This is a genomic window from Phreatobacter aquiterrae (assembly GCF_053471285.1).
In genome coordinates this window covers 1-21,850 of sequence record NZ_JBJPHW010000002.1, presented here as the reverse complement: position 1 = coordinate 21,850, position 21,850 = coordinate 1, and the positions used below count along the sequence as shown (strand labels likewise).

Below are 21,850 nucleotides of genomic sequence, written 5' to 3'. Positions count from 1 at the left end.
TATGACGACCGCCTTTTCAGGAGAATACCGATGAGCCGCCCCGCCCAGGTTCTGCGTGCAAGACTTGACCAGCGCCCGGTTCTTCTGGCGCCGGGGGTCGTGGATCCGCTCACCGCCCAGATCGCCGTCGACGCCGGCTTCGAGGCGCTCTACCTGACCGGCGCCGGCATCGCCTATACCCGGCTCGGCATGCCCGACATCGGCCTGACCACGATGAACGACGTCGTCGACGTGATCACGCGCATCGCCGACAAGGTGTCGGTGCCGCTGATCGTCGACGGCGACACCGGCTTCGGCAATGCCCTCAACGTCCAGCGCACCGTGCGCTGCTTCGAGCGGGCCGGCGCCGCCGCCATCCAGCTCGAGGACCAGACCTTCCCCAAGCGCTGCGGCCATCTGCGCGGCAAGGCCGTCGTGCCGGCCGAGGACATGGTGGGCAAGATCAAGGCGGCGGTGGACGCCCGCCAGGACGGGCTTCTCGTGATCGGTCGCACCGATGCCGGGGCGATCGAGGGTTTTGAGCGTGCCTTCGAGCGCGCCGAACGCTATGCCGAGGCGGGCGCCGACATCATCTTCGTCGAGGCGCCGCGCACCCGCGAGGAACTCGCCTCTGTGCCGCGGAAACTCGGTGCGCTGCGCCCCCTCATGGCCAATATGGTCGAGGGCGGCCGCACGCCCATGACCCCCGTCGGGGACCTCGAGGCCATGGGCTACAGCCTCGTGGTCTTCTCGGCCGGCGTCGTGCGCGCCATGGCGAAGACCGCCCGCCAGTTTTACGATACGCTGAGGGCGGACGGCTCGTCGGACGCGGTGCGCGACGCTATGTATTCCTTCGACGAACTCGCCGAGATCGTCGGCACCACCGCACTGCTGGAGGCGGGCGCGGGCTATGAGCCGGCCGGAGGCGGAGCGTGAGGCTCGATCCCGTCACGCTCGCCGTCCTCAGGGGCCGGCTCGAGCAGATCGCCGACGAGATGGACGCGACGCTCTATCGATCCGCCTTCAACCCGATCATCGCCGAGGCCCGCGACGCCTGCCACGGCCTCTACCATCGCGACACCGGGGATACCCTGGTGCAGGGCACGAAGGGCCTGCCGATCTTCGTCGGCGCCATGGCCTTCGCCGTGAAGGCGGTGATTGACAAGGTGCAGGTGCAGGGGGGGCTCGCGCCCGGCGATACCTTCATCTTCAACGATCAGTATGCCGGCGGCACGCACCTCAACGACTTCCGTCTGGTGCGACCTGTCTTCCGCAAAGGCGTTCTCTTCTGCTGGCTCGCCTCGGCAGGGCACTGGCTCGACATCGGCGGCAACGTGCCGGGCGGCTATAACCCGGTGGCGACCGAGAGCTTCCAGGAGGGCGTGCTGATCCCCGTGGTGAAGCTCGTCGCCGGGGGCGAGACGCGGCAGGACATCCTCGACATCCTCGCCGCCAATTCGCGCCTGCCAAATTCCAACTGGGGCGACCTCAACGGCCAGCTCAACGCCCTCGATCTCGGCGAGAAGAGGCTGAACGCATTGCTCGACCAGTATGGCGAGAAGACCATCGATACGGCGTTCGACGCCTTTTCGGTTCGCGCCGAGGCGCTGATGCGCGAGGCCGTCGCGGCGCTGCCCGACGGCACCTATGCCTTCGAGGACTATCTCGACAATGACGGCATCGTCGACGAGCGACTGACGGTGGCGCTGGACCTGACCATCTCAGGCGACACGATGGTGCTCGATTTCTCGCGCTCATCGCCGCCCTGCGCCGGCCCCATCAACATTTCGGTGCCGACCACCATCGCCGCCTGTTACGTCGCCTTGAAGCACGTCTTCACCGACGTTCCCGCCAATGCGGGCTGCCTGAAGCCCATCACTTTCGTCGTGCCCGAGACCACGCTACTCGGTGCGAAGGCGCCGAAGCCCATGGCCGGCTATACCGAAACCATCCTGCGCCTCATCGGCGTCGTCTTCGGGGCGCTGGCGAAGGCCGTGCCGGAGGGCGCGACCGCCGGGCCCTTCGGCACCATCAATGCCCTCTCCATGGCGGGTCACCGCGCCAATGGCAGCCGCTGGGTGATGTTCAACTTCTTCGGCGGCGGTCTCGGCGGCAATCCCGAGAGCGACGGCCTGAACCACGCCAACAATCCGATCTCCACCGCCACCATGCCGCCGGTGGAGATTCTCGAAGCCGCGTATCCCGTGATGTTCACACAATGGGCGCTCAGGCCCGATTCCGGCGGCGAGGGCGCCCATCGCGGGGGGCTGGGCGCCATCTACGAGATCGAGGTTCTGGACGAACGCGGCGCCGAGGTCTTCCTGCTCGGCGAGCGCGGCCGCTATGCACCCTTCGGCGTCAACGGCGGCGGGGAGGGAGCGCTGAACCGCTTTTCCTGGACAGACGGCGCCACCTGCGGGTCCCCGCCCATGGCCTCCAAGGTCACCGGCGTGAAGCTGCCGCAGGGCGGGCGCGTGCGGCTGGAGACACCCGGCGGCGGCGGCTTCGGCGATCCCGCCCGGCGCGACCCGGCGGCGCGGGAGCGCGACCTGAGGCTCGGCTATGTGACCGGAGCCACCGCATGACCACCCTCGTCGGCGTCGATGTCGGTGGCACCTTCACCGACCTGTTTTTCCTCGACGAGGCGTCCGGGACCTTCCGCACGGCCAAGGTGCCCTCCAACCGCGGCGACGAGGCCGTCGGCTTCCTCGAGGGTCTGAAGACCTTCGGCGCGCTGTCGTCGCTCGGCTCCATCGTCCACGGCACGACGGTCGGCACCAACGCGCTGCTGGAGCGCAAGGGCGCCCGCATCGGTGTCATCACCACCGCGGGCTTCCGCGACGTCCTGGAGATGCGCCGCCGTGACCGCCGCAACACCTGGGGCCTGTGGGGCGACTTCACCCCCATCGCCGACCGCGACATGCGCGTCGAGGTGGCCGAGCGCACGCTGGCCGACGGCACGGTGCGGCAGTTGGTCGATCCGGCCGAGGTCGCCGCGGCGGCGAAGGCGCTGGCTGACGCCGGCGCGATGGCCCTCGCCATCATCTTCGTCAACGCCTATGCCAACCCCGCCAACGAGCGCGCCGCGGCCACTGCGGCTCGAGCCGTCTGGCCGAACGAGCATGTCTCGGTCTCCTCGGAGATCCTGCCCGAGATCCGCGAGTTCGAGCGCGCTTCCACCACCGCGCTGAACGCCTATCTGCAGCCGGTCGTCGGCTCCTATCTCGCCAAGCTCGAACAGGCGCTGGAGGGCGAGGCTTTCGCCGGTGCCTTCCACATCGTCCAGTCGAACGGCGGCGTCATGTCGACGGCCACGGCCCGTCGCCTGCCGGTGCGCACCGCGCTGTCGGGGCCGGCGGCCGGCGTCATTGCAGCCGCCGCTATCTCCACCGCCGCCGGCTATCCCGACATCATCACCGGGGATCTCGGCGGCACCTCCTTCGACGTGTCGCTGATCGCCGCCGGCGAGGCGGCGCTGGCGGCGCAGACCACCATCGACTTCGGCCTCGTCATCCGTTCGCCGATGATCGAGATCACCACCATCGGTGCCGGCGGCGGCTCTATCGCGCGGGTCGACCGCGGTGGCTTCCTCGAGGTCGGCCCCGAAAGCGCAGGATCGCGGCCCGGTCCGGTCGCCTATGGCCAGGGCAACGACCGCCCGACCCTGACGGATGCCAACATCGTCCTCGGCCGCATCAACGCCGAGCGTCCCATCGGTGGCAAGCTGCAGCGCCTCGATGTCGAGGCAGCGCGGGAGGCACTGGCGAAGCACGTCGGCGAGCCGTTGGGCCTGTCTCCGGAAGAGGCCGCGGAAGCCGTGGTGCGGGTCGCCGATGCGCGCATGGCCGGCGCCATCCGCCTCGTCTCCGTCGAGCGCGGCCATGATCCCGCGACCTTCGCCTTCGTGCCCTTCGGCGGCGGCGGCGCGCTGCATGCCGGCGCGCTCATTGCCGACATCGGCCTCAAGGCGGCGCTGGTGCCGCGCTTTCCGGGCGTCACCTCGGCCATGGGCTGCGTCATGGCGGACATCCGCCACGACCAGGTGCAGACGCTGAACCTCGTCCTCGACGGGCTGGACGCGACGGCGCTCGACCGGCGCATGGCGGAGGAGGGCGCGGCTGCCCATGCCGTCGTCGCAGGCGCCGGCCTCACGGTCAGCCGGATCGACGTCACCTATGAACTCGACATGCACTATCTCGGCCAGACGCATACGGTCGCCGTGCCCTTGCCGGTGACGCTGGCAGCGGGCCGCACCGGCATCACCTCCAACATCGTCCGAAAGGCCTTCGAGGCGGCCTATTCGCGCGCCTTCTCGCGGCTGCTGCCGGGGCTCGGCATCCGCATCGTCAACCTGCGCACGACCGCCATCGGCCGCCGCCCGGCCATCGACCTCGCTGCCCTGGCGCCCGATGCCTCCGCCTCGCTCGCGAAGGCCCGCATGGGGAGCCGCCCGGTCTGGTTCGGCGGCTGGCAGGAGGCGGCGATCTTTGCCCGTCTTGATTTGCCGGTCGACGCTGTGGTCGATGGGCCGGCGGTCCTCGAACAGCCGGACGCCACCATCCTGGTGCCGCCCGGTCAGCGCGCCCGGGTCGACCGTTTCGGCAACCTCGTCATGGAGCGCCTGTGATGGATATGACCCGCACCGCGCTGCTCGTCTGCGACCTGCAGAACGACTTTCTCCATCCGGACGGCGCCTATGGCAGGGCCGACCAATCGGCGCCCGAAATCGCGGCGCTCCCGGCGCGCCTGAAGCCGCTGGCGAACCTCGTCCGGGCGAAGGGCGGCTGGATCGTCTCGACCCATTTCACCCTGGTGCCCGGCAAGGGCGGCGAGCCCTTCATCTCTGACCACCTGAAGACCTTGCGGCCATTCCTGGTGAAGGGCGATTTCGTGCCGGGCTCCTGGGGCCACGACACGGTCGATGCGCTGCAGCCGGTCCATATCCGGGTGGAGAAGGTCGCCTATTCCGCCTTCTACATGTCGCGGCTGGAGTGGGTGCTGAGAAAGGCGGGCATCGACACGCTGCTCGCGTGCGGCATCGTCACCAATGGCGGCGTCGCTTCCACCGTGCGCGGCGCCCATGTCCGCGATTTCCACGTGACAGTGATCGAGGACGGCTGCGCCGCCTTCTCGCCGAAGGTCCATGACGAGGCCATCGCCGGTCTCAGGCCCGTGGCCCGCATCGCGACGGTGGCCGAACTGATCGCGGAGATCGGCGGGTGAGGATGGTACGTCGTTGCCCCTCACCCTTCCCTCTCCCCGCAAGCGGGGAGAGGGAACTTCTGCCTCGTGTCCGTGCTCATCCGTCGCGCCAGGCGCAGCGCTTGCCGGTGATGTCGCGACGCCGGTGCCCCCTCTCCCCGCTTGCGGGGAGAGGGAAGGGTGAGGGGCCATCATGTCCCGAATCCTGACCGACGACTCGCCCTTCGACGTCTCGGTGGCTGTCGCCATCGTCGGCGGAGGTGCCGCCGGCCTCTGCGCGGCGCTGGCGGCGAAGGAGGCGGGCGCCGAGCCCGTCGTTTTCGAGCGCGACGCGCTTCCGCAGGGCTCGACCGCCCTCTCCGCCGGCCTCATTCCCGCGGCCGGCACCGCCGCCCAGCGCGCCGCCGGCATCGCCGACAGCGCTGAGGCCTTCGCCGCCGATATCCAGGGGAAGGCTCATGGCGAGGCGGACCCCGCCGTGCTCAAGGCCGTCACGAAAGGCGCCGGCCCCGCCATCGATTGGCTCACCGAGCGGCACGGCCTCGCCTTCACGGTCATCGACGACTTTTCCTATCCCGGCCATGCGGCGCGCCGCATGCACGGCCTCGCCTCGCGCTCCGGCGCCGAGCTCATCGACCGGCTGCGCGCCGCGGTCGAGGTCGCCGGCATCGACATCGTCACCGGCGCCCATGTCACCGCCCTTGTCGCGACGCCGGAGGGCCGCATCCGCGGCCTGGTCGTCACCCGTCCCGACGGAACTGAGGAGCGCATCGGTTGCGACGCGCTTGTGCTCGCCTGCAATGGCTATGGCGGCAACCGGGCCCTCGTCGCCGAGCACATCCCGGCGCTGAAGGACGCGCTCTATTTCGGACATCCCGGCAACCAGGGCGACGCCGTGCTGTGGGGCCGTGCGCTCGGCGCAGACCTGCGCCACATGACGGGCCATCAGGGCCATGGGTCCGTTGCTCACCCCCACGGCATCCTCATCTCCTGGGCCGTCATCATGGAGGGCGGCTTCCAGTTGAACGCCGCGGGCAGCCGCTTCTGGAACGAGGCCTCCGGCTACTCCGAGGCGGCCCTCGCCGTGCTCGGCCAGCCCGGTGGCGTCGCCTATGACATCTTCGACGCCCGTATCGCCGGCATCGCCCGCCAGTTCGAGGACTTCCGCCGGGCCGAGGCGGCGGGCGCCGTCCTTCAAGCGGAATCATCGGATGAACTGGCAGCGCGCCTCAGCATTCCGGCGGAAGTGATTCGCGTGACTCTCGAATCCGTCGCGGACCTCAAGCGACGCGGAGCCCGCGATGCCTTCGGCCGCGACTGGACCGGCGTGCCTCAGCTCGAACCGCCCTTCCGGGCAGTGAAGGTGACCGGAGCCCTGTTCCACACCCAAGGCGGACTTGCGGTCGACGCCGCGGCGCGGGTGCTCCGGACCGACGGCGCGCCGCTCCCCAATCTCTTCGCGGCAGGGGGGGCGGCGGTGGGGGTGTCCGGCCCCGACGCCTCCGGCTATCTTTCCGGCAACGGGCTTCTGACCGCCGTGGTGCTGGGACGCATCGCGGGCGGGGAGGCGGCCCGGCTTGCCCTCGCCTGAAGCCCCTGGGAGCCCCATGCCCGTCGATCTCGAGGCCCTGAAGCCGATCCTCGCCCGCGTCCGCGCCACGCCCCCCGCCAAGCACCCCGACGACTGGATGGCGGCGGCCTGCCCTGGCGTCAGCGCCTCCGACAAGGCGGCGATCGCCGCGGCCGTGGCCAAGGTTCCCGCTCCGACCTTCGCGCGCGATCCGGCGCGCATCCCTGCGCTCCAGAAGATCCTTAAGAAGGACAAGTTTGCGGCCTACCTCGTGCCCCGCGCCGACGAGCATCAGGGCGAGTATCTGGTCGCCCGCGCCGAGCGGCTCGCATGGCTGACAGGCTTCACCGGGTCGGCCGGCTTCGCCATCGTGCTGCAGAAGGAGGCCGCCCTCTTCGTCGACGGCCGCTACACGCTGCAGGCGCCGGCCGAGACCGACGCCTCCGTCATCGAATGCCGCCACTTCAAGAAGCCGCCGGCCATCGAGTGGCTGGCGACCAAGGTGAGGAAGGGCGACCGCATCGGTTTCGATCCGCGCGTGACGCCGGTGAAGGAGGCCGAGCGCTGGCGCGAGGCGATGGCCAAGGCCGGGGCGGAGCTCGTGGCCATGGAGAAGAACCCGATCGACGCCATCTGGACCGACCAGCCGGGCGACCCCTTTTCCGCGATCCACGCACAGCCGCTGAAATATGCCGGCGAGGCCAGCGCCGACAAGCGCGGCCGCGTCGGCGCGGACATCGCGGCGCGCGGGGCGAAGGCAGCGGTGCTCAACCAGCTCGATTCCATCGCCTGGCTGCTCAACGTGCGCGGCGGCGATACGCCGGCAACCCCGCTGGTCCAGAGCTTCCTGGTCCTTTCCGCCGACGGCCACGCCACCTGGTTCGTCGACAAGGCGAAGTTCACCGCCGGCCTCGACGCCCATCTCGGCAACGGCGTCACGGTGCGGCCCATCGAGGCCTTCGCCGACGGGTTGAAGGAACTCGCCGGCAAGTCCGTCACGATCGATCCCGACACCGCGACCGCCTGGATCGCGGACACGCTGACTGCAGCGGGCGCCACCCTCGTTCACGGCCCCGATCCTTCCGTGTTGCCCAAGGCGCGCAAGAACAAGGTGGAACTCGCCGGCACACGCAAGGCCCATGTCCGCGACGGTGCCGCCATGGCGCGCTTCCTCCACTGGATCGATCGCGAGGCGGTGGGGCAGGGCGAACTTGCCGTCATGGCGAAGCTCGAGGAGATCCGCGGCGCCGATGCCCTGCACAAGGGCCCAAGCTTCACCACGATCGCCGGAGCCGGTTCCAACGGCGCCATCGTCCACTATCGTTCCTCGCCCGAGACCGAGCGCAAGGTCGAGAAAGGCACGTTCCTGCTCATCGACTCCGGCGCGCAATACCTCGACGGCACCACCGACATCACCCGCACCATCGCCGTCGACCGTGTGCCGAAGCGGTTGCGCGAGCACTATACCCTGGTCCTGAAGGGCCATATTGCCGTCGCGACGGCGCGCTTTCCGAAGGGCACGGGCGGCATCGCCTTGGACGGCTTCGCCCGCCGAGCGCTCTGGCAGGCCGGCCTCGATTTCGACCACGGCACCGGCCACGGCGTCGGCGTCTATCTCGGCGTCCACGAGGGCCCGGCGCGCCTGTCGCCGCTGTCGCAGGTGCCTCTCGAACCCGGCATGATCCTGTCCAACGAGCCCGGCTTCTACGAGACCGGCTCCCACGGGATCCGCCTGGAAAACCTCGTCGTCGTCACCGAGAGCGCGAAGCCGGGCTTTCTCGAATTCGAGACCATCACCTTCTGCCCCTTCGACCGGCGGGCCATCGTCGTGGAGATGCTGACGGAGGAAGAGCGCCGCTGGCTGGACGCCTATCATGCCCGCACCCGCGACCTTCTGGCCGGGCCGCTGAAGGGCGCCGACCGCGCCTGGCTTCTGCGGATGACGTCGCCCTTGTGACCAGGGAAAAGGAAAACTGCACGGTTGACGTTACGTAAGTCATGGAGAATGTTGATATTTCTCGTTCCGCATAGGTTTCTTGATACCGTTTGTTAAGGGCTCTGTCTGATGGTTGGCATCACGTTAACCATCGGGGTATCCATGCGCTTCCTCTCCCGTCTTCCTCTCGCTGCGAAGGTCGCCGCCTTCTCGGCACTGATGATCACCGCCGTCGCTGTCGGCGCCGGCTTCTACGCCGTGTCGCAGATCGACGCCCGCATGGCCGAGATCGTCGAATCGCAGATCACCGAGCGCACCGTGGCCATGGCCAAGGCTGTCGAACTCGGGCTGGAGGGAGGCAAGCTTGAGCGCTCATCCGCCGGCGTCGTGCTGCGGGTGCGCGGCAACGCTCTGCCGGCCGAGGGCGACCACCGCATCGTTGATCATGCGAGCGATGCCGCCTCGATGTTCCGCACAGACCCCGCCACAGGCGATCTGATCCGCCACTCCAGCTCGGTGAAGGACGCCCAGGGCAACCGTGTCATCGGCACCCGCATTCCCGCGGCTTCGGCCATCGCCAAGGCGATCAACCGCGGCGAGGTCATGACCGACCATATCGTCGTCGCCAATATCCCGCGCATCGCCCGATACGTGCCGATCGTCACCGCCGACAACAAGGTCATCGGCGCGGTCGGCGCCGGCATCAGCAAGGGCGCCGCCGACGCCTCCGCCGCGACCATGCGCCAGGGCGTCATCATCGCGCTCGCCCTGCTGACGATCACCGCCGCGGTCGGCGTCTTCCTCCTGCTCACCCGCTTCCTGAAGCCGGTGCGCGAGGCGGCCGACGCCATCAACAGCCTCGCCGAGGACCGCACCGTCGACATGTCGCGCCATGCCGGCCGCCAGGACGAGATCGGCCTGATCGCCCGCGCCGTCGACAGCCTCGGCGCGAGCCTTGCCGAGCGCGCCCAGATGCGTGCCGCCGAAGGCGAGCGCATGGCGGCCCAGCAGGCGCGGCGCGCCGCCATGGAGCAGGCGGTCAGTCAGTTCGATGCCGCCATTGGCTCGGTCCTCGACCGCGTAGCCTCCCGCGCCGTCTCGGTGACGGGTGCCACCGGCACGGTCTCGGAGTCGGGGGAGGCCGCCGAAGTCGGTGCGCGCGATACGGTGCAGGCCACCGAGGAGACCCTCCACCGTGTCACCGGCATTGCCGGTGCGACCGAGGAACTCAACGCCGCCATCGTCGAGATCCGTCGCCAGACGGAAGAGGCGATGAAGGTCTCGTCCGAGGCGACGCAGGCGGTCGAGTCGGCCGCGGCCGACGTCTCCGGACTTGCAGCCATGGGCGAGAAGATCGGCGAGGTGGTGGAACTGATCCGCGCCATCGCCGAGCAGACCAACCTGCTGGCCCTCAACGCCACCATCGAGGCCGCCCGCGCCGGTGAGGCGGGCCGCGGCTTCGCCGTCGTCGCCTCCGAGGTCAAGCAACTCGCCTCGCAGACGGCCCGCGCGACCGAGGACATCGCCGCGCAGGTGGCCTCGATCCAGCAGGCGACCGGACGCAGCGTCTCGTCGATGGGCGGCATCACCGACACGGTCGTGCGCATGCGCCGGGCGAGCGAGGCCATCTCCACCGCCATCGACCAGCAGGCCCAGGCGACGCAGGAAATCGGCGTCAGCGTTGAGGGAACCGCCAGCGTCGCCCAGACGGCCGGCCAGTCCATCGGCATGGTGTCGGAGCGCCTGCGCGGCGTTTCCTCGGCAGTGGGCTCGTTGAACGATGTCGCCAAAGGGCTGGAGACCGACATTCACGGCCTGCGCCAGGCCGTCGGCGCCTTCCTCGACGAGGTCAAGGCCGCCTGAGCCGCATCTGCCCGACAAAGTCAAAGGCCCGCCGGTTTCGGCGGGCCTTTTGCGTTCGGCAGGGACGCCGTGGATCAGGCGAAGGCGGCTTCCACCGCCGCCGCCATGCGCAGCAGGCGGCGATCCTGCCCCCCGAGCGCCGTCATCATGAAGCCGACCGGCAGGCCCTTCACCGCCGGGCAGGGGATCGAGATGCCGGTGAATGCGAAGATGTTGCCCATCGTGGTGTTGCGCAGCATCAGGCCGTTGGCGGTCCAGAACTGGTCGTCACTCGCCGTGAGGTCAGAGATCTTCGGCGCCCGGATCGGCGTCGTCGGCAGGATGAGGGCATCGACATCGGCCAGCCGGTCCCGCATTTGCATCACGAGTTCGGCGCGCCTGTTGACGAGGCGGATGTAGTCGGGGGCCGCGGCCTTGGCGCCGATGCGCACGCGCGCCAGCACGCGCGGATCGAAGTCGCGCGCGCGGTCCTCCAGCCACTCGGCGTGGACGGCGGCTGCCTCCATCGCCACGAACGGCGCTTTCGCCATGGCGTCGGCAAGGTCCTGCAGAAGGTCCTCGATCGAGATCTCGGTGACCCGGGCGCCGGCCTTGGCGAGCCGCGCCACGGCGGCCTCGAAGGCCTGTTCCACCTCCGGCTCGATTTGCCCGAACAGCCGGCCGCGCGGGATGGCGAGCCTGAGGCCGGCGAGCGGCGCAGGCGTCAGCGTCCACGGCTCCTCGCCGGCCAGCACCGCGTCTGTCGCAGCGCAGTCGGCGACGGTCTTCGCCAGCGGACCGATGGAATCGAGCGCGTAGGACAGGGGGAAGGCGCCCGTGGTCGGGATACGCCCGTAGGTCGGCTTGAAGCCGACGCAGCCGTTGAGGCCCGCCGGAATGCGGATGGAACCGCCCGTGTCGGTGCCGAGGCCCATGCGCACCGTGCCCTCGGCCACCGAGACGCCCGCGCCTGAGGACGAACCGCCGGGAACGCGGCTCTTGTCGGCGGCGTTGCCGGGCGTGCCGTAATGCGGATTGATGCCGATGCCCGAGAAGGCGAACTCGCTCATGTTGGTCTTGCCGACGATGACGCAGCCGGCCTGCCGGAGCCGCGCGATCGTCGGCGCGTCGACGGATGCCGGCGGCTGCGACCTGAGGATCGTGGAGCCGGCCGTCGTCACCTCTCCGGCGACGTCGAAAAGGTCCTTGATCGAGATGACCCAGCCGTCCAGCGGCGAGAGCTTCACCCCCGCCTTGGCCCGCGCATCGGCAGCATCGGCCTCCGCCCGTGCACGGTCTGCATAAACCTTCGTGAAGGTCACGCGCCCGTCGGACTTCGGATCGTCGATGCGGGCGAGCGAGGCTTCCAGCGCGTCGCGGACGGATGCGGGCATGTACGGCACTCCAGGGCAATGCGATCGGAAGACTGTCGGCTGCCCCGCCTGCTCCGGTCAAGCGCAGGGCAGCCGTCGGGCTCAGGCCGGTTCGGTTCCGCACCACTCGGCGACGAACAGGGCCATCGACTTCGTCGCTTTGCGCAGGCTCTCAATGGAGAAGCGCTCGTCGAAGCCATGCACCCGCTCGGCCGAGGGGCCGTAGTTCAGCGTCGGGATGTCGTCGAACAGCGCATAGACCCGGCCGTCGAGATAGGCCGGCGTGACGCTCTCCTGCAGCGGCTCGCCCCAGGCGCGCTGATGGGCGCGACCGAGAACCGCCTCGGCCTCGGAGCCGGGCTTCAGGATGTAGCCCTCGGTGGTGAAGCCGTTCCAGACCACCTTCGGCGGGTTGTTGGCAAGGAAACGGTCCTCTCGCGCCGCCCTGGCGATGGTGTCCTCGATGGCGCGCATCATCTCCTGCGGCTTCTCGCCCGGGAAGATGGAGATGCGGCAGTCGACGGTGCACCAGGCCGGCACCGAGGAGGCCCAGTCGCCGCCCTTGATCTTGCCGATGTTGAGGTTGATCGGGTGCGCCTCGTCCTTGAACAGCGGGTAGTCCTTCGTCTTGGTGTTCCAGAAGGCCTCGAGCTCGCGCAGCTTCCGGATGACGCCGAAGGCCGCCTCGATGGCGTTCTGGCCGGCGCCGGCCTCGCGGACATGGACCGGGTGCCCCTGCACGGTGAACTGGAACCAGACAACGCCGACATTGCCGCGGGTGATCTTGCCCTGGCTCGGTTCGGGGATCAGCGCCGCCTCGGCCTTGTAGCCGCGCAGGTGGCACTGCAGCGCACCGTTGCCGGTCGATTCCTCTTCCACCACCGACTGGACATAGACGGTCGCGGCCGGCTGCACGCCGGCCCGCTGCAGCGCGTCGAAGACGGCGACCATGGCGCCGTGACCAGCCTTCATGTCGCCGGCGCCGCGGCCGTAGAACCAGTCGCCGTCGATGCGCGGCTCGTAGGGCGGCGACGTCCACATCTCCAGCGGACCCGGCGGCACGATGTCGATATGGCCCTGCATGATGAGGCTGCGGCCGGTCTCCGCCTTCGGTCGGTGGATGCCGACCACGATCGGCGCGGTGGAGTGCGTGTCGGAGAAGGGCGAGCCGCCGGGGTGGCGCTTGATCGCCTCCTCGTCCATGGCGAAGCGCTCCATGGCGAAGCCGCGCTTGCGCAGTTCCTGGAACACGAAGTCCTGCACCGCGTGCTCGTCGCCGCGCTGGGAGGGATAGCGCACCAGCGTCTTGAGATAGTCGAGCTGGGCGTCGAAGCCGTCATCGACGGCTTTGATGATCTTGTCGGCGAGGACGGGGTCGAGGGCCATGGGCAATGCTCCGGACAGTAGGCGATGGAGGGGAAGGATCAGGGCTGGGTCGGCTCGACGCCGCACCATTCGGCGACGAACAGCGCCATGGCGCGCGTGACGCGGCGCATGCTGGCCATCGAGAAACGCTCGTCGAAACCGTGGATGTTCTCTGAGATCGGGCCGTAGCAGAGCGCGGGAATGCGGTCGTAGAGGGCATAGACGCGGGTATCGAGATAGCCGGGCGTCACAAGGTCCTGGAGCGTCTCGCCGGTCGCCGTCTCATGGGCGCGCGCGAGCACGGCCTCGGCCTCCGAACCCGGTTCCAGCGCATAGCCTTCCGTCGTGAAGCCCGTGAAGGTGACGCGCGGGGGATTGTTGGCGAGGAACCTGTCGGACCGCGCCGCGCCCGTCACCGCCTCCTCGACGGCGCGCATCATGGTTTCGGCCGGCTCGCCGGGATAGATGGCGATGCGGCAGTCGATGGCGCACCAGGCCGGCACGGAGGAGGCCCAGTCGCCGCCCTCGATCATGCCGATGTTGAGGTTGATCGGATGGTCGACGTCCTCGAAGTGACGGAAGTCGGCCTTCTTGGCGTTCCAGCGCGCCTCGAGGTCCCGCAGCGCCCGTATGACGCCATGCGTCGCTTCGATGGCGTTCTGCCCCGTGCCGGCCTGGCTGACATGGACGGGCAGGCCCGCCACCTCGACACGGAACCAGACGACGCCGGTATTGGCGCGGATGAGCTTCTCGTCCTCCGGCTCCGGGATCAGTACGGCATCCGCCCTGTAGCCGCGCAGGTGGCATTGCAGCGCGCCGTTGCCTGTGGATTCCTCCTCGACGACGGATTGCACCGTCACTGTTGCGGCCGGCTGCAGGCCGATGGCGGCGAGGGCGTCGAAGACGGCGAACATGGCGGCATGGCCGGCCTTCATGTCGGCTCCACCACGTCCGTAGAACCAGTCGCCCTCCATATGCGGGTCGAAGGGATCGCGCGACCAGAGTTCGCGCGGCCCCGCCGGCACCACGTCCACATGGCTCTGCAGGATCAGCGTGCGGCCGGTCTCCGCGCGCGGCCGGTGGATGCCGACGACGATCGGGGCGTCGGAATGATCCTCGGTGACCGGTGAGCCGCCGGGATGACGGGCGAGCGCCGCGGGCTCCATGGTGAAGCGCTCGGTCGCCCAGCCGCGACGCTTCATCTCGCCGAGCACGAAATCCTGGCAGGCGTGCTCGCGCCCGCGCGTCGAGGCGAAGCGGACGAGATCGGCGGTCAGGACCATCTGGCGGTCGAAGCCGGCGTCGACGGCGGCGATGATCTTGGCGGCGAGCGCGGGATCGAGAGGCATGACGGCATCCGTGGCGGGAGCCGCGAGCCTATCTGCGCCCGCCGGTCGATCAACCGCCGCGGGCGCAGCCGAGATGCGCGGCAGGCGGTGTATCGGGGAGCGGGGCGGGGTTCGCACTGAACGTGCCGCTCTGCATCGGGGAGGTGCGTCCTTCGAGGCTCGCCTCCGGGCGATGCTCACGCATCGCCGGGCTCGCACCTCAGGATGAGGAGGAAGGTTGCTGGCACCGACCGGAACCTTGGTGCAACGCGTTCCCGCCCTCATCCTGAGGTGCGAGCCTGAAAGGCGAGCCTCGAAGGACGCACTTGCCTGATGCAATTCTCAGAACTTCTGACGCGCTCGCGCAAACCACCCCGCCGCGCGTCGCCCTTGCCTCGGCCCTCCATCCGGGGAACATGGCGCAAACCTCTCCAGCCCGGTCGAATCCCATCATGAAAGCCGTCTTCACCGACCTCCACAAGGGCCACGACCCCAAGCGCTTCATCCTGCGTGGCAAGTTCGCGCAGGGCGAGGAGCGCCCGGAGCGCGCCGAGCGGCTGATGGCGGGGCTCAAGGCCGGCAACCATGTCTTGGTGCCGAGTGAGACCTTCGGTCAGGGCCCGCGCCTCGGCGTCCACTCCGTCGACTTCCTGCGCTTCATGGAGGAGGCCTCGGCCGAGTGGCAGACACTGGCCGACGCCTCCGACGAGGTGCTCGGCAATGTCCATCCCGTCCGCCGCGGCGGCACCATGCCGCAATCCATCACCGGCCGGGCCGGCTGGTACATGCAGGACATGGCCTGCGGCATCGGGCCGGACACCTGGCTGGCGGCCTCATCGGCGACGGACGTGGCGGTGACGGCCGCTGAACTCGTCATCGACGGCGAGCGGGCTGCCTATGCGCTCTGCCGCCCGCCCGGCCACCACGCCTATCGCGATGCGGCCGGCGGCCACTGCTTCCTCAACAACACGGCAATCGCCGCGCAGTACCTGCGCTCCGTCCATGACCGGGTGGCCATCCTCGACATCGACATCCACCACGGCAACGGCACGCAGGACATCTTCTACGACCGGCCCGACGTGCTGACCGTCTCGGTCCACGCCGACCCGTCGCGCTTCTACCCCTTCTTCTGGGGCTATGCGCACGAGCGCGGCACCGGGGCCGGCGAGGGGGCCAACCTCAACCTGCCGATCCCGGTCGGTTCCGGCGACGAGGTCTATGTCGCCGCGGTTGAATCGGCGGCGAAGACGATTGCCGCCTTCACGCCGGGGATGCTCGTCGTCGCGCTCGGCCTCGACGCCTCCGCCGACGATCCCTTCGGCGGCGCCAAGGTGACGGCAGACGGCTTCCGCCGTGCCGGCGAGGCCATCGCGCGGATGGGCCTGCCGGCGCTCTTCGTGCAGGAGGGCGGCTATCTCTCCGACCGGCTCGGGCCCAATCTCACGGCCGTGCTCGGCGGGTTCGAAGCCGCGGCCTGAGGTCAGCCCTGCCGGTTCGACACCGGGCAGGTGTTCATGCCGAGAAGGGTGTAGGCCGGGCACCAGCCGAGAGCCGCGGTGACGAGCGGCACGATGCCGATCCAGCCGACCCAGTTGAAGCCGGTGGCCGGGACGCCGGTGATGGCGAACAGCAGCAGTGCGATGCCTGCCACGATGCGCAGGATGCGGTCGGTGCCGCCGATATTGGTGGTCATGGAAACCTCCTCATCGATCCGCCGGCGCGGGGAGAGGCGCCGACGCGATCATCAGACGCTCTTTCGCCGGTCATGCAAGTGCGCGATTGCCGCGTGGCCATCGCTTGACACCTTTCTCCTGCCCCGCTCCCCTGAGACGGCAAGGGCCGCGGCGACAAGCGGCAGGGACGGGAGAGGCGCGTGAGGCCGCAGGGCAGGGGTCCGCTGGAGTCCCTCTACTTCACCTATCCGCATTTCGACGCCGTGCGCGCGCCCGAGCTCGACGGCGCCCGCGAGGTCCATCCGGTCGTGATCGTCGGAGCCGGTCCCGTCGGCATGACGGCGGCCCTGACGCTGGCGAAGTACGGCGTGCGCTCGCTCGTGCTCGACGCCAAGCCGACTTTCAACGACGGCAGCCGCGCCACCTGCATCGCCCGCCAGAGCTTCCACATCTTCGAGCAGGTGGGGGCAGTCGACGCCTTCCTCGCCAAGTCGCTCGGCTGGACCACGGGCCGCAGCTACTATCGCGGCCGCGAGATCTACCGCCTGACCATGCCGGACTCGGCGGACGAGAAGTTCCGGCCGATGTACAATCTTGAACAACAGTATACCGAGCAGTTCCTGTTCGACGCCTGCATGGCGACGGGCCTCGTCGATTTTCGCTGGCAGAGCGAGGTCACGGCGACGGAGAATCGCACCGGCGGTGTGACGCTGACGGTGGCCTCGCCGCATGGTTCCTATCCGCTCCAGGCGGCCTGGGTACTCGCCGCTGACGGCGCCCGCAGCCCGATCCGCACCCAGCTTGGCCTGCGCCTGAAGGGCGACAACTACGAGGGGCGCTACGTCATCGCCGACGTGAAAATGGCCCATGACTACCCGACCGAGCGGCGCGCCTTCTTCGACCCGGCCTCCAATCCCGGCGGCACCGTGCTGATGCACAAGCAGCCGGAAGACATCTGGCGGGTCGACTATCAGTTGCGCGAGGGCGAGGATCCGGAGGAGGCGGTGCGCGAGGGGACAATCCGCGCGCGCGTCGGTGCCATCCTCGCCGACATCGGCCATGACGGGCCGTGGGAGCTCGAATGGTGGTCGATCTACACGGCCAACACGCTGGCCCTCGACGACTATCGCCACGGCCGGGTGGTCTTTATCGGCGATGCCGCCCACATCGTGCCGATCTTCGGTGTGCGCGGCCTGAATAACGGTCTGGCGGATGCGCAGAACATCGGATGGAAGCTCGCCTTCGTGCTGAAGGGCGAGGCCGAGGAGGCGCTGATCGACAGCTACTCGCCCGAACGCCGCGGCGCGACGCTCGACGTCTTCGCCAATGCGGCGAAAAGCACCCGCTTCATGACGCCGCCGACGCGCGGGTTCGCCCTGGTGCGCGAGGCGGTGCTGTCGCTGGCGCTCACCGAGGATTTCGCCAAAGGCTTCGCCAACCCGCGCCAGATGCAGCCCTACACCTATGCGCAGAGCCCGCTGACGCCCTTCGCGCGGCGCGACAGGGACTTCGCCGCCGGTCCAGACTCGGGCGCCGCCATGCGCAATATCCGTCTCGGCGAGAGCTTCCTGACCGACCACATGGGCGAAGGCTTCACGGCTCTGGTCTTCACCGATGGCGCGACGCTGCCCTCGCTCGCGCCGCTCCTCGCGGCGATGGATCGCCGGCATCCGCCGCTGCGGGTCCTGCTTGTCGGCGCGACGCCGGCGGTCGCGGCAAACGCCCTCCCGCTCCATGACCCGCAGGGCGTCCTCGCCGCTGCCTACGATGCGGCGCCGGGCACGGTCTATCTCATCCGCCCTGACCTGCACGTCGCCGGCCGCTGGAAGCAGCCGGTCGCCGACGAGATCCTCGCCACCCTCGACGCAGGCCTCGGGAGGCCGTCATGACAGCATCGCCGCCGCCGGCCCCCGAGCCTCTCACCTTCGATGCGCTGGAAACCGTCTATGAGACGCTCGCCCTGGGGATCGACCGTGCCGGCGAGGCGAATGAAGCGGTCTTTCTGACCAAGCTGGCCATGGTTCTGGCGCATCGGGCCGGCGCCGGGGTCGATTTCGGCGATTGCGTCGCGACGGCGCTGCGAAACCTCGGCATAGAGGCGCAGCCCCTGCCGGGTCCCTCGGCGCAGCGGCCACGGCCGCCTCAGACCAGTTGATACACCCGCACGACCACCGCCTCGCGCTCCGGCCTCAGCACGTCGACCGTGCCGACATGGACGCCGCGGTTGAGCCAGTCATAGCGCCCTTCCGGCGCGGTGAGTTCGAGGGTCGAGAAGGCCTCGCGCCGGCCGTCCGGGCCGTAGTGGACCTTGGCCGAATTGCGCACGGTGATGACCGCGCCGTCGTCGGTCTCCATCTCGTAGAAGGCGTCGAGCAGCAGCAGCCCGTCCGCGCGCACGAGCTGGCGATCGGCGCCACCCGGCAGCACTGTGCCGCGGATGTCCGGGCCCTCGAACGTGCCGCCGGTGATGGGCACGATGCGCCGCTCGCCGAGCGGACCCTTGCCCAGGGCGCGGGTCGGCAGGAGTTCGACGACGGCTTCGTAGAGAAAGCGGGTGGCGGGCAGGGCGAGGGGAAACCGCCCGGCCATCGGTGGCAGGTAGCTGTGGTGGGTCTCGTCGCCTGACGGCATGGGGCCCCCTTCCGAATCCGCACACCAAGACTAAGCCGACCGCAGGTTCCGCCGGAAGGCCGCCGGATTTAACCCTGATCGGTGTCGGTAGCCTGATCCGTCAGCCCGCGTCCGCGGAAGCCCATGGCCAGCACGTAGAGTTCCTTGGAATCGGCGCGGCTCGCCTGCGGCTTGATATGTTTCACCGTGGTGAAGTCGCGCTTCAGGTCGCCGAGAAGGTCGCCTTCCGTGCCGCCCTGCAGCACCTTGCAGAGGAAATGGCCGCCGGGCGCCAGCACCTCGCGCGCGAAGTGGATGGCGAGTTCGGCGAGATAAATGATCTTGAACTGGTCGGTCTTGCGGTGACCAGTGGCATTGGCCGCCATGTCGGACAGCACCACGTCGGCCTCGCCGCCGAGCATCTCCTTGAGCTTTTGAGGCGCGTCGTCCGTAGTGAAGTCGCCCTTCATGAAGGCGACGCCGGGAACGGGATCGATGTCGAGGAGGTCGATGCCGACGATCTTGCCGCGGCCCTGGTCGAGGCCGATGCGCTTGGCCGCCACCTGAAGCCAGCCGCCGGGCGCGGCGCCGAGGTCGACGATGCGCTGGCCGGGCTTCAGGATCTTCGCCCTGTCGTCGATCTCGATCAGCTTGAAGGCGGCGCGCGAGCGCCAGCCCTCGCGCTTGGCGCGGGCGACGTAAGGATCGTTGAGCTGGCGCTCCAGCCATTTCTGCTGGCTGGTGGTGCGCTTCTTCGCGGTCTTCAGGCGCACCGCGAGCTGGCGGCCACCGCCGGTCTTGGTCGTCATCGGGCGCCTCCCGGTCCGGCGGGTCGCTGGTCATGCTGACCATGGAAGGGTCGCCGCCACACGCCGTCCTGCCGCATCAGGCTGACGAGAATGCCCTCGCGCAGGCCCCGGTCGGCGACGCGCAACCGCTGGCAGGGGAAGTGCCGGCGCATGCCCTCGAGAATGGCGCAGCCGGCGAGAACGAGGTCCGCCCGTTCTGCGCCGATGCAGGGATGGGCGATGCGGTCCTCGTAGGTCATGTCGAGCAGCTGCTCGAGGATGACGTCGACCTCGTCGGCGCCCAGCCAGGCGCCGTCGACGCGCCGGCGGTCATATTTCGGCAGGCCGAGATGGACGCCGGCGAGCGTCGTGACCGTGCCCGACGTGCCGAGCATGTGCAGGTGCTCGATCTGCGCCTGGATCGCCTCCCGGTGGGCGAAGGGCTCGACCATGGCGGCCACCTCGTCAACCATGCGCTGGAAGCCCTCGCGGGTGACGTGCTTGCCGTCGTGCCGTTCGGCCAGCGTCACGACGCCGACGGGCAGCGAGGTCCAGCCGAGAATCTCGGCCGTCGGCGGACCGCCGTGCCGGCCTGGCCCCCGCGGCAGCAGCCAGACGAGCTCGGAGGAGCCGCCGCCGATGTCGAAGAGGATGACACCGCGGGCGCGGGGATCGGCCAGCGGCACGCAGCCCTGGGCGGCGAGCTGCGCCTCGGTGTGGCGGTCGACCACCTCCAGAGCCAGACCGGTCTCGTCCTTGACGCGGGCGATGAACGCGTCGCCGTTGACGGCCTGCCGGCAGGCCTCGGTGGCGATGAGGCGGGCGCGCACCACCTGCCGGTCGCGCAGCTTCATGCGGCAGATCTTCAGCGCCTCCACGGCGCGGTCCATGGCCGCCTCGCTCAGGCGGCCGGTCTGCGCCAGACCCTCGCCAAGGCGCACGATGCGCGAAAAGGCATCGACGACGCGGAAGCTCGCGCCCTCGGGCTTGGCCACCAGCAGGCGACAATTGTTGGTACCGAGATCGAGCGCGGCATAAAGCCGTCGCGGCCGTGGTGGCGGCTGGATGCGGTTGTCGCCCGCTCCGGCCTCCGTCCCCGGACGCACGCCCGAATATCCCGGCGAACCGCGCGGCGGTTCGTGGGCCATGGCGACCTTTCCCACCGGCCACCGGAACGCCAAAGGGTTCGACGGATGGACGGTTGATCTGTTCAGTTGGCGAAAGTGTATCAGGGTGAAGCCTCGCCGCAAGCCACTTGCAGTATCAGGACAAAAGGCGGAGCGGCGGGGCTTGAACCCTCCGCGCCAATCGATTATGACCGCGCCTCGCACCGGCGACGCGCCTCTTCGGGGGCTGCTGGGGGATAGTTCAACGGTAGAACATCGGACTCTGACTCCGAGAATCTTGGTTCGAATCCAGGTCCCCCAGCCACACCTTATCAAGTAGCTGATCCATCGAGCTTTTCGGCCCTCCACCCTGCTGGAAGGCATCCTCATGGGCTCGATGGTCCCACACTGCTCCTACATCACGCGCAAGCGGGGCATCTACACCTACCGCCGGCGACTGCCACGGCCGTTGCGAGGTGAGGTTGCCCTGTCCCTCGGGACGGATAAGTTCCGGGCCGCTGAGGCCCTATCCTTGAGTCTCGACGCGGCCTTCGAGGCGTTCTTCAAGATGCACGGCATGACAGATTTCGATGTTCAGGCAACGCTGCGGACTTATCTGCGGGCGAAGTTGGCGAAGATGCGGGTGAAGCACCTCACCACCCCCCATGGACGACCGGTGCACTCCGCAGAACTCTATGGGCACCCCACGGCCGCGGACGCAGACTTGGCGGGGCTGAACCATCAAATTCGGCAGATGAAGGCAGACATCAGAAGGCGGGATGTTCGCGCCATCGATCACATTGCCGATGGTCTCGCAGGTGGGGCGGAGGTGACCAAGGCCCAGTGGATGGAGTTGGCGCTAGGAGTACTCTGAACCGCTCTGGGTTTGCCGGAGGGCAGATTGCTTGAGTCCTACGCGGCCATTTTGAGGTTCTCAAGGGCTGCATAATTGTTGGCTTCCGCCTCAGCGGGCGGGATGTTGCCGATCGGCTCCAGCAGGCGCTGGTGGTTGAACCAATCGACCCACTCGAGGGTCTTGTATTCGACGGCCTCGAAGGATTTCCACGGCCCGAGCCGA

At 69.0% G+C, this 21,850-nt stretch carries 18 protein-coding genes, 1 tRNA gene and 1 pseudogene; 12 read left to right on the top strand and 8 right to left on the bottom strand.

Going from position 1 to position 21,850, the window contains the following annotated elements:
* Positions 1 to 30: 30 nt before the first annotated feature.
* The 7 genes from ACJ4V0_RS02585 to ACJ4V0_RS02555 all read left to right on the top strand — a co-directional run bounded on the left by ACJ4V0_RS02585 (position 31) and on the right by ACJ4V0_RS02555 (position 10,550).
* Positions 31 to 915 carry an isocitrate lyase/PEP mutase family protein gene (locus ACJ4V0_RS02585; RefSeq protein ID WP_448297992.1) on the top strand — a complete coding sequence of 295 codons (885 nt, stop codon included), beginning with the start codon at positions 31 to 33 and terminating at the stop codon, positions 913 to 915.
* Positions 912 to 2,564: a hydantoinase B/oxoprolinase family protein gene (locus ACJ4V0_RS02580; protein WP_448297991.1), complete on the top strand. Its 1,653-nt coding sequence runs from the start codon at positions 912 to 914 to the stop codon at positions 2,562 to 2,564. Before ACJ4V0_RS02585 ends, ACJ4V0_RS02580 begins: the two co-directional genes overlap by 4 nt.
* On the top strand, positions 2,561 to 4,606 hold the full coding sequence (locus ACJ4V0_RS02575; RefSeq protein ID WP_448297990.1) for a hydantoinase/oxoprolinase family protein: 2,046 nt from the start codon (positions 2,561 to 2,563) through the stop codon (positions 4,604 to 4,606). Before ACJ4V0_RS02580 ends, ACJ4V0_RS02575 begins: the two co-directional genes overlap by 4 nt.
* A gap of 5 nt (positions 4,607 to 4,611) precedes the next feature.
* A complete protein-coding gene (locus tag ACJ4V0_RS02570; RefSeq protein ID WP_448298458.1) occupies positions 4,612 to 5,202 on the top strand; it encodes a cysteine hydrolase family protein in 591 nt (196 codons plus the stop codon).
* Positions 5,203 to 5,374: 172 nt separating this feature from the next.
* Positions 5,375 to 6,772 carry an FAD-dependent oxidoreductase gene (locus tag ACJ4V0_RS02565; RefSeq protein ID WP_448297989.1) on the top strand — a complete coding sequence of 466 codons (1,398 nt, stop codon included), beginning with the start codon at positions 5,375 to 5,377 and terminating at the stop codon, positions 6,770 to 6,772.
* A gap of 16 nt (positions 6,773 to 6,788) precedes the next feature.
* A complete protein-coding gene (locus ACJ4V0_RS02560) occupies positions 6,789 to 8,708 on the top strand; it encodes an aminopeptidase P family protein (RefSeq protein ID WP_448297988.1) in 1,920 nt (639 codons plus the stop codon).
* A 141-nt stretch (positions 8,709 to 8,849) separates the two neighbouring features.
* The gene (locus ACJ4V0_RS02555; RefSeq protein ID WP_448297987.1) at positions 8,850 to 10,550 is read left to right on the top strand and encodes a methyl-accepting chemotaxis protein; all 1,701 of its coding nucleotides are present in this window, start codon (positions 8,850 to 8,852) and stop codon (positions 10,548 to 10,550) included.
* A 74-nt stretch (positions 10,551 to 10,624) separates the two neighbouring features.
* Here ACJ4V0_RS02555 and ACJ4V0_RS02550 read toward each other — a convergent pair whose 3' ends face one another.
* From ACJ4V0_RS02550 to ACJ4V0_RS02540, 3 genes are all read right to left on the bottom strand, one after another.
* Positions 10,625 to 11,923, bottom strand: a complete 1,299-nt coding sequence (locus tag ACJ4V0_RS02550; RefSeq protein WP_448297986.1) for an amidase — start codon at positions 11,921 to 11,923, stop codon at positions 10,625 to 10,627.
* Positions 11,924 to 12,004: 81 nt separating this feature from the next.
* Positions 12,005 to 13,288, bottom strand: a complete 1,284-nt coding sequence (locus tag ACJ4V0_RS02545; RefSeq protein ID WP_448297985.1) for an ArgE/DapE family deacylase — start codon at positions 13,286 to 13,288, stop codon at positions 12,005 to 12,007.
* Positions 13,289 to 13,326: 38 nt separating this feature from the next.
* Positions 13,327 to 14,616: an ArgE/DapE family deacylase gene (locus tag ACJ4V0_RS02540; RefSeq protein WP_448297984.1), complete on the bottom strand. Its 1,290-nt coding sequence runs from the start codon at positions 14,614 to 14,616 to the stop codon at positions 13,327 to 13,329.
* A gap of 431 nt (positions 14,617 to 15,047) precedes the next feature.
* Between ACJ4V0_RS02540 and ACJ4V0_RS02535 the strand changes: the two genes are divergently transcribed.
* A complete protein-coding gene (locus ACJ4V0_RS02535) occupies positions 15,048 to 16,073 on the top strand; it encodes a histone deacetylase family protein (protein WP_448297983.1) in 1,026 nt (341 codons plus the stop codon).
* Positions 16,074 to 16,075: 2 nt separating this feature from the next.
* Here ACJ4V0_RS02535 and ACJ4V0_RS02530 read toward each other — a convergent pair whose 3' ends face one another.
* Positions 16,076 to 16,288: a YgaP family membrane protein gene (locus ACJ4V0_RS02530; RefSeq protein ID WP_448297982.1), complete on the bottom strand. Its 213-nt coding sequence runs from the start codon at positions 16,286 to 16,288 to the stop codon at positions 16,076 to 16,078.
* Positions 16,289 to 16,468: 180 nt separating this feature from the next.
* Here ACJ4V0_RS02530 and ACJ4V0_RS02525 point away from each other — a divergent pair, with 180 nt between their 5' ends.
* Together ACJ4V0_RS02525 and ACJ4V0_RS02520 are read left to right on the top strand one after the other, a co-directional pair.
* Positions 16,469 to 18,157, top strand: coding sequence for an FAD-dependent monooxygenase (locus ACJ4V0_RS02525; RefSeq protein ID WP_448297981.1), 1,689 nt, complete (start codon positions 16,469 to 16,471; stop codon positions 18,155 to 18,157).
* Positions 18,154 to 18,423 carry a hypothetical protein gene (locus tag ACJ4V0_RS02520; RefSeq protein WP_448297980.1) on the top strand — a complete coding sequence of 90 codons (270 nt, stop codon included), beginning with the start codon at positions 18,154 to 18,156 and terminating at the stop codon, positions 18,421 to 18,423. The genes ACJ4V0_RS02525 and ACJ4V0_RS02520 overlap by 4 nt, the downstream gene beginning before the upstream one ends.
* On the opposite strand, the gene ACJ4V0_RS02515 is transcribed toward ACJ4V0_RS02520, so the two are convergent.
* From ACJ4V0_RS02515 to ACJ4V0_RS02505, 3 genes are all read right to left on the bottom strand, one after another.
* Positions 18,411 to 18,899 (bottom strand): DUF3237 domain-containing protein, encoded by a 489-nt coding sequence (locus ACJ4V0_RS02515; RefSeq protein WP_448297979.1) that lies wholly within the window; start codon positions 18,897 to 18,899, stop codon positions 18,411 to 18,413. The two genes, ACJ4V0_RS02520 and ACJ4V0_RS02515, sit on opposite strands and share 13 nt — an antisense overlap.
* A gap of 68 nt (positions 18,900 to 18,967) precedes the next feature.
* Positions 18,968 to 19,687, bottom strand: coding sequence for an RlmE family RNA methyltransferase (locus tag ACJ4V0_RS02510; protein ID WP_448297978.1), 720 nt, complete (start codon positions 19,685 to 19,687; stop codon positions 18,968 to 18,970).
* Positions 19,684 to 20,814, bottom strand: coding sequence for a Ppx/GppA phosphatase family protein (locus ACJ4V0_RS02505; protein WP_448297977.1), 1,131 nt, complete (start codon positions 20,812 to 20,814; stop codon positions 19,684 to 19,686). Before ACJ4V0_RS02505 ends, ACJ4V0_RS02510 begins: the two co-directional genes overlap by 4 nt.
* 209 nt (positions 20,815 to 21,023) lie before the next feature.
* Here ACJ4V0_RS02505 and ACJ4V0_RS02500 point away from each other — a divergent pair.
* Positions 21,024 to 21,097 (top strand) — tRNA-Gln (locus ACJ4V0_RS02500).
* Between the two features lie 63 nt (positions 21,098 to 21,160).
* A complete protein-coding gene (locus tag ACJ4V0_RS02495; protein ID WP_448297976.1) occupies positions 21,161 to 21,646 on the top strand; it encodes a DUF6538 domain-containing protein in 486 nt (161 codons plus the stop codon).
* 38 nt (positions 21,647 to 21,684) lie between these two features.
* On the opposite strand, the pseudogene ACJ4V0_RS02490 reads toward ACJ4V0_RS02495, so the two are convergent.
* A pseudogene (locus ACJ4V0_RS02490) lies at positions 21,685 to 21,850 on the bottom strand (IS3 family transposase); the annotation flags it as partial.

Coding starts and splice junctions, on each gene's coding strand:
- ACJ4V0_RS02550 (WP_448297986.1), bottom strand. CDS start 11,923: ATGCCCGCATCCGTCCGCGACGCGCTGGAAGCCTCGCTCGCCCGCATC.
- ACJ4V0_RS02510 (WP_448297978.1), bottom strand. CDS start 19,687: ATGACGACCAAGACCGGCGGTGGCCGCCAGCTCGCGGTGCGCCTGAAG.
- ACJ4V0_RS02540 (WP_448297984.1), bottom strand. CDS start 14,616: ATGCCTCTCGATCCCGCGCTCGCCGCCAAGATCATCGCCGCCGTCGAC.
- ACJ4V0_RS02555 (WP_448297987.1), top strand. CDS start 8,850: ATGCGCTTCCTCTCCCGTCTTCCTCTCGCTGCGAAGGTCGCCGCCTTC.
- ACJ4V0_RS02535 (WP_448297983.1), top strand. CDS start 15,048: ATGAAAGCCGTCTTCACCGACCTCCACAAGGGCCACGACCCCAAGCGC.
- ACJ4V0_RS02575 (WP_448297990.1), top strand. CDS start 2,561: ATGACCACCCTCGTCGGCGTCGATGTCGGTGGCACCTTCACCGACCTG.
- ACJ4V0_RS02545 (WP_448297985.1), bottom strand. CDS start 13,288: ATGGCCCTCGACCCCGTCCTCGCCGACAAGATCATCAAAGCCGTCGAT.
- ACJ4V0_RS02570 (WP_448298458.1), top strand. CDS start 4,612: ATGACCCGCACCGCGCTGCTCGTCTGCGACCTGCAGAACGACTTTCTC.
- ACJ4V0_RS02495 (WP_448297976.1), top strand. CDS start 21,161: ATGGGCTCGATGGTCCCACACTGCTCCTACATCACGCGCAAGCGGGGC.
- ACJ4V0_RS02530 (WP_448297982.1), bottom strand. CDS start 16,288: ATGACCACCAATATCGGCGGCACCGACCGCATCCTGCGCATCGTGGCA.
- ACJ4V0_RS02520 (WP_448297980.1), top strand. CDS start 18,154: ATGACAGCATCGCCGCCGCCGGCCCCCGAGCCTCTCACCTTCGATGCG.
- ACJ4V0_RS02585 (WP_448297992.1), top strand. CDS start 31: ATGAGCCGCCCCGCCCAGGTTCTGCGTGCAAGACTTGACCAGCGCCCG.
- ACJ4V0_RS02505 (WP_448297977.1), bottom strand. CDS start 20,814: ATGGCCCACGAACCGCCGCGCGGTTCGCCGGGATATTCGGGCGTGCGT.
- ACJ4V0_RS02515 (WP_448297979.1), bottom strand. CDS start 18,899: ATGCCGTCAGGCGACGAGACCCACCACAGCTACCTGCCACCGATGGCC.
- ACJ4V0_RS02560 (WP_448297988.1), top strand. CDS start 6,789: ATGCCCGTCGATCTCGAGGCCCTGAAGCCGATCCTCGCCCGCGTCCGC.
- ACJ4V0_RS02565 (WP_448297989.1), top strand. CDS start 5,375: ATGTCCCGAATCCTGACCGACGACTCGCCCTTCGACGTCTCGGTGGCT.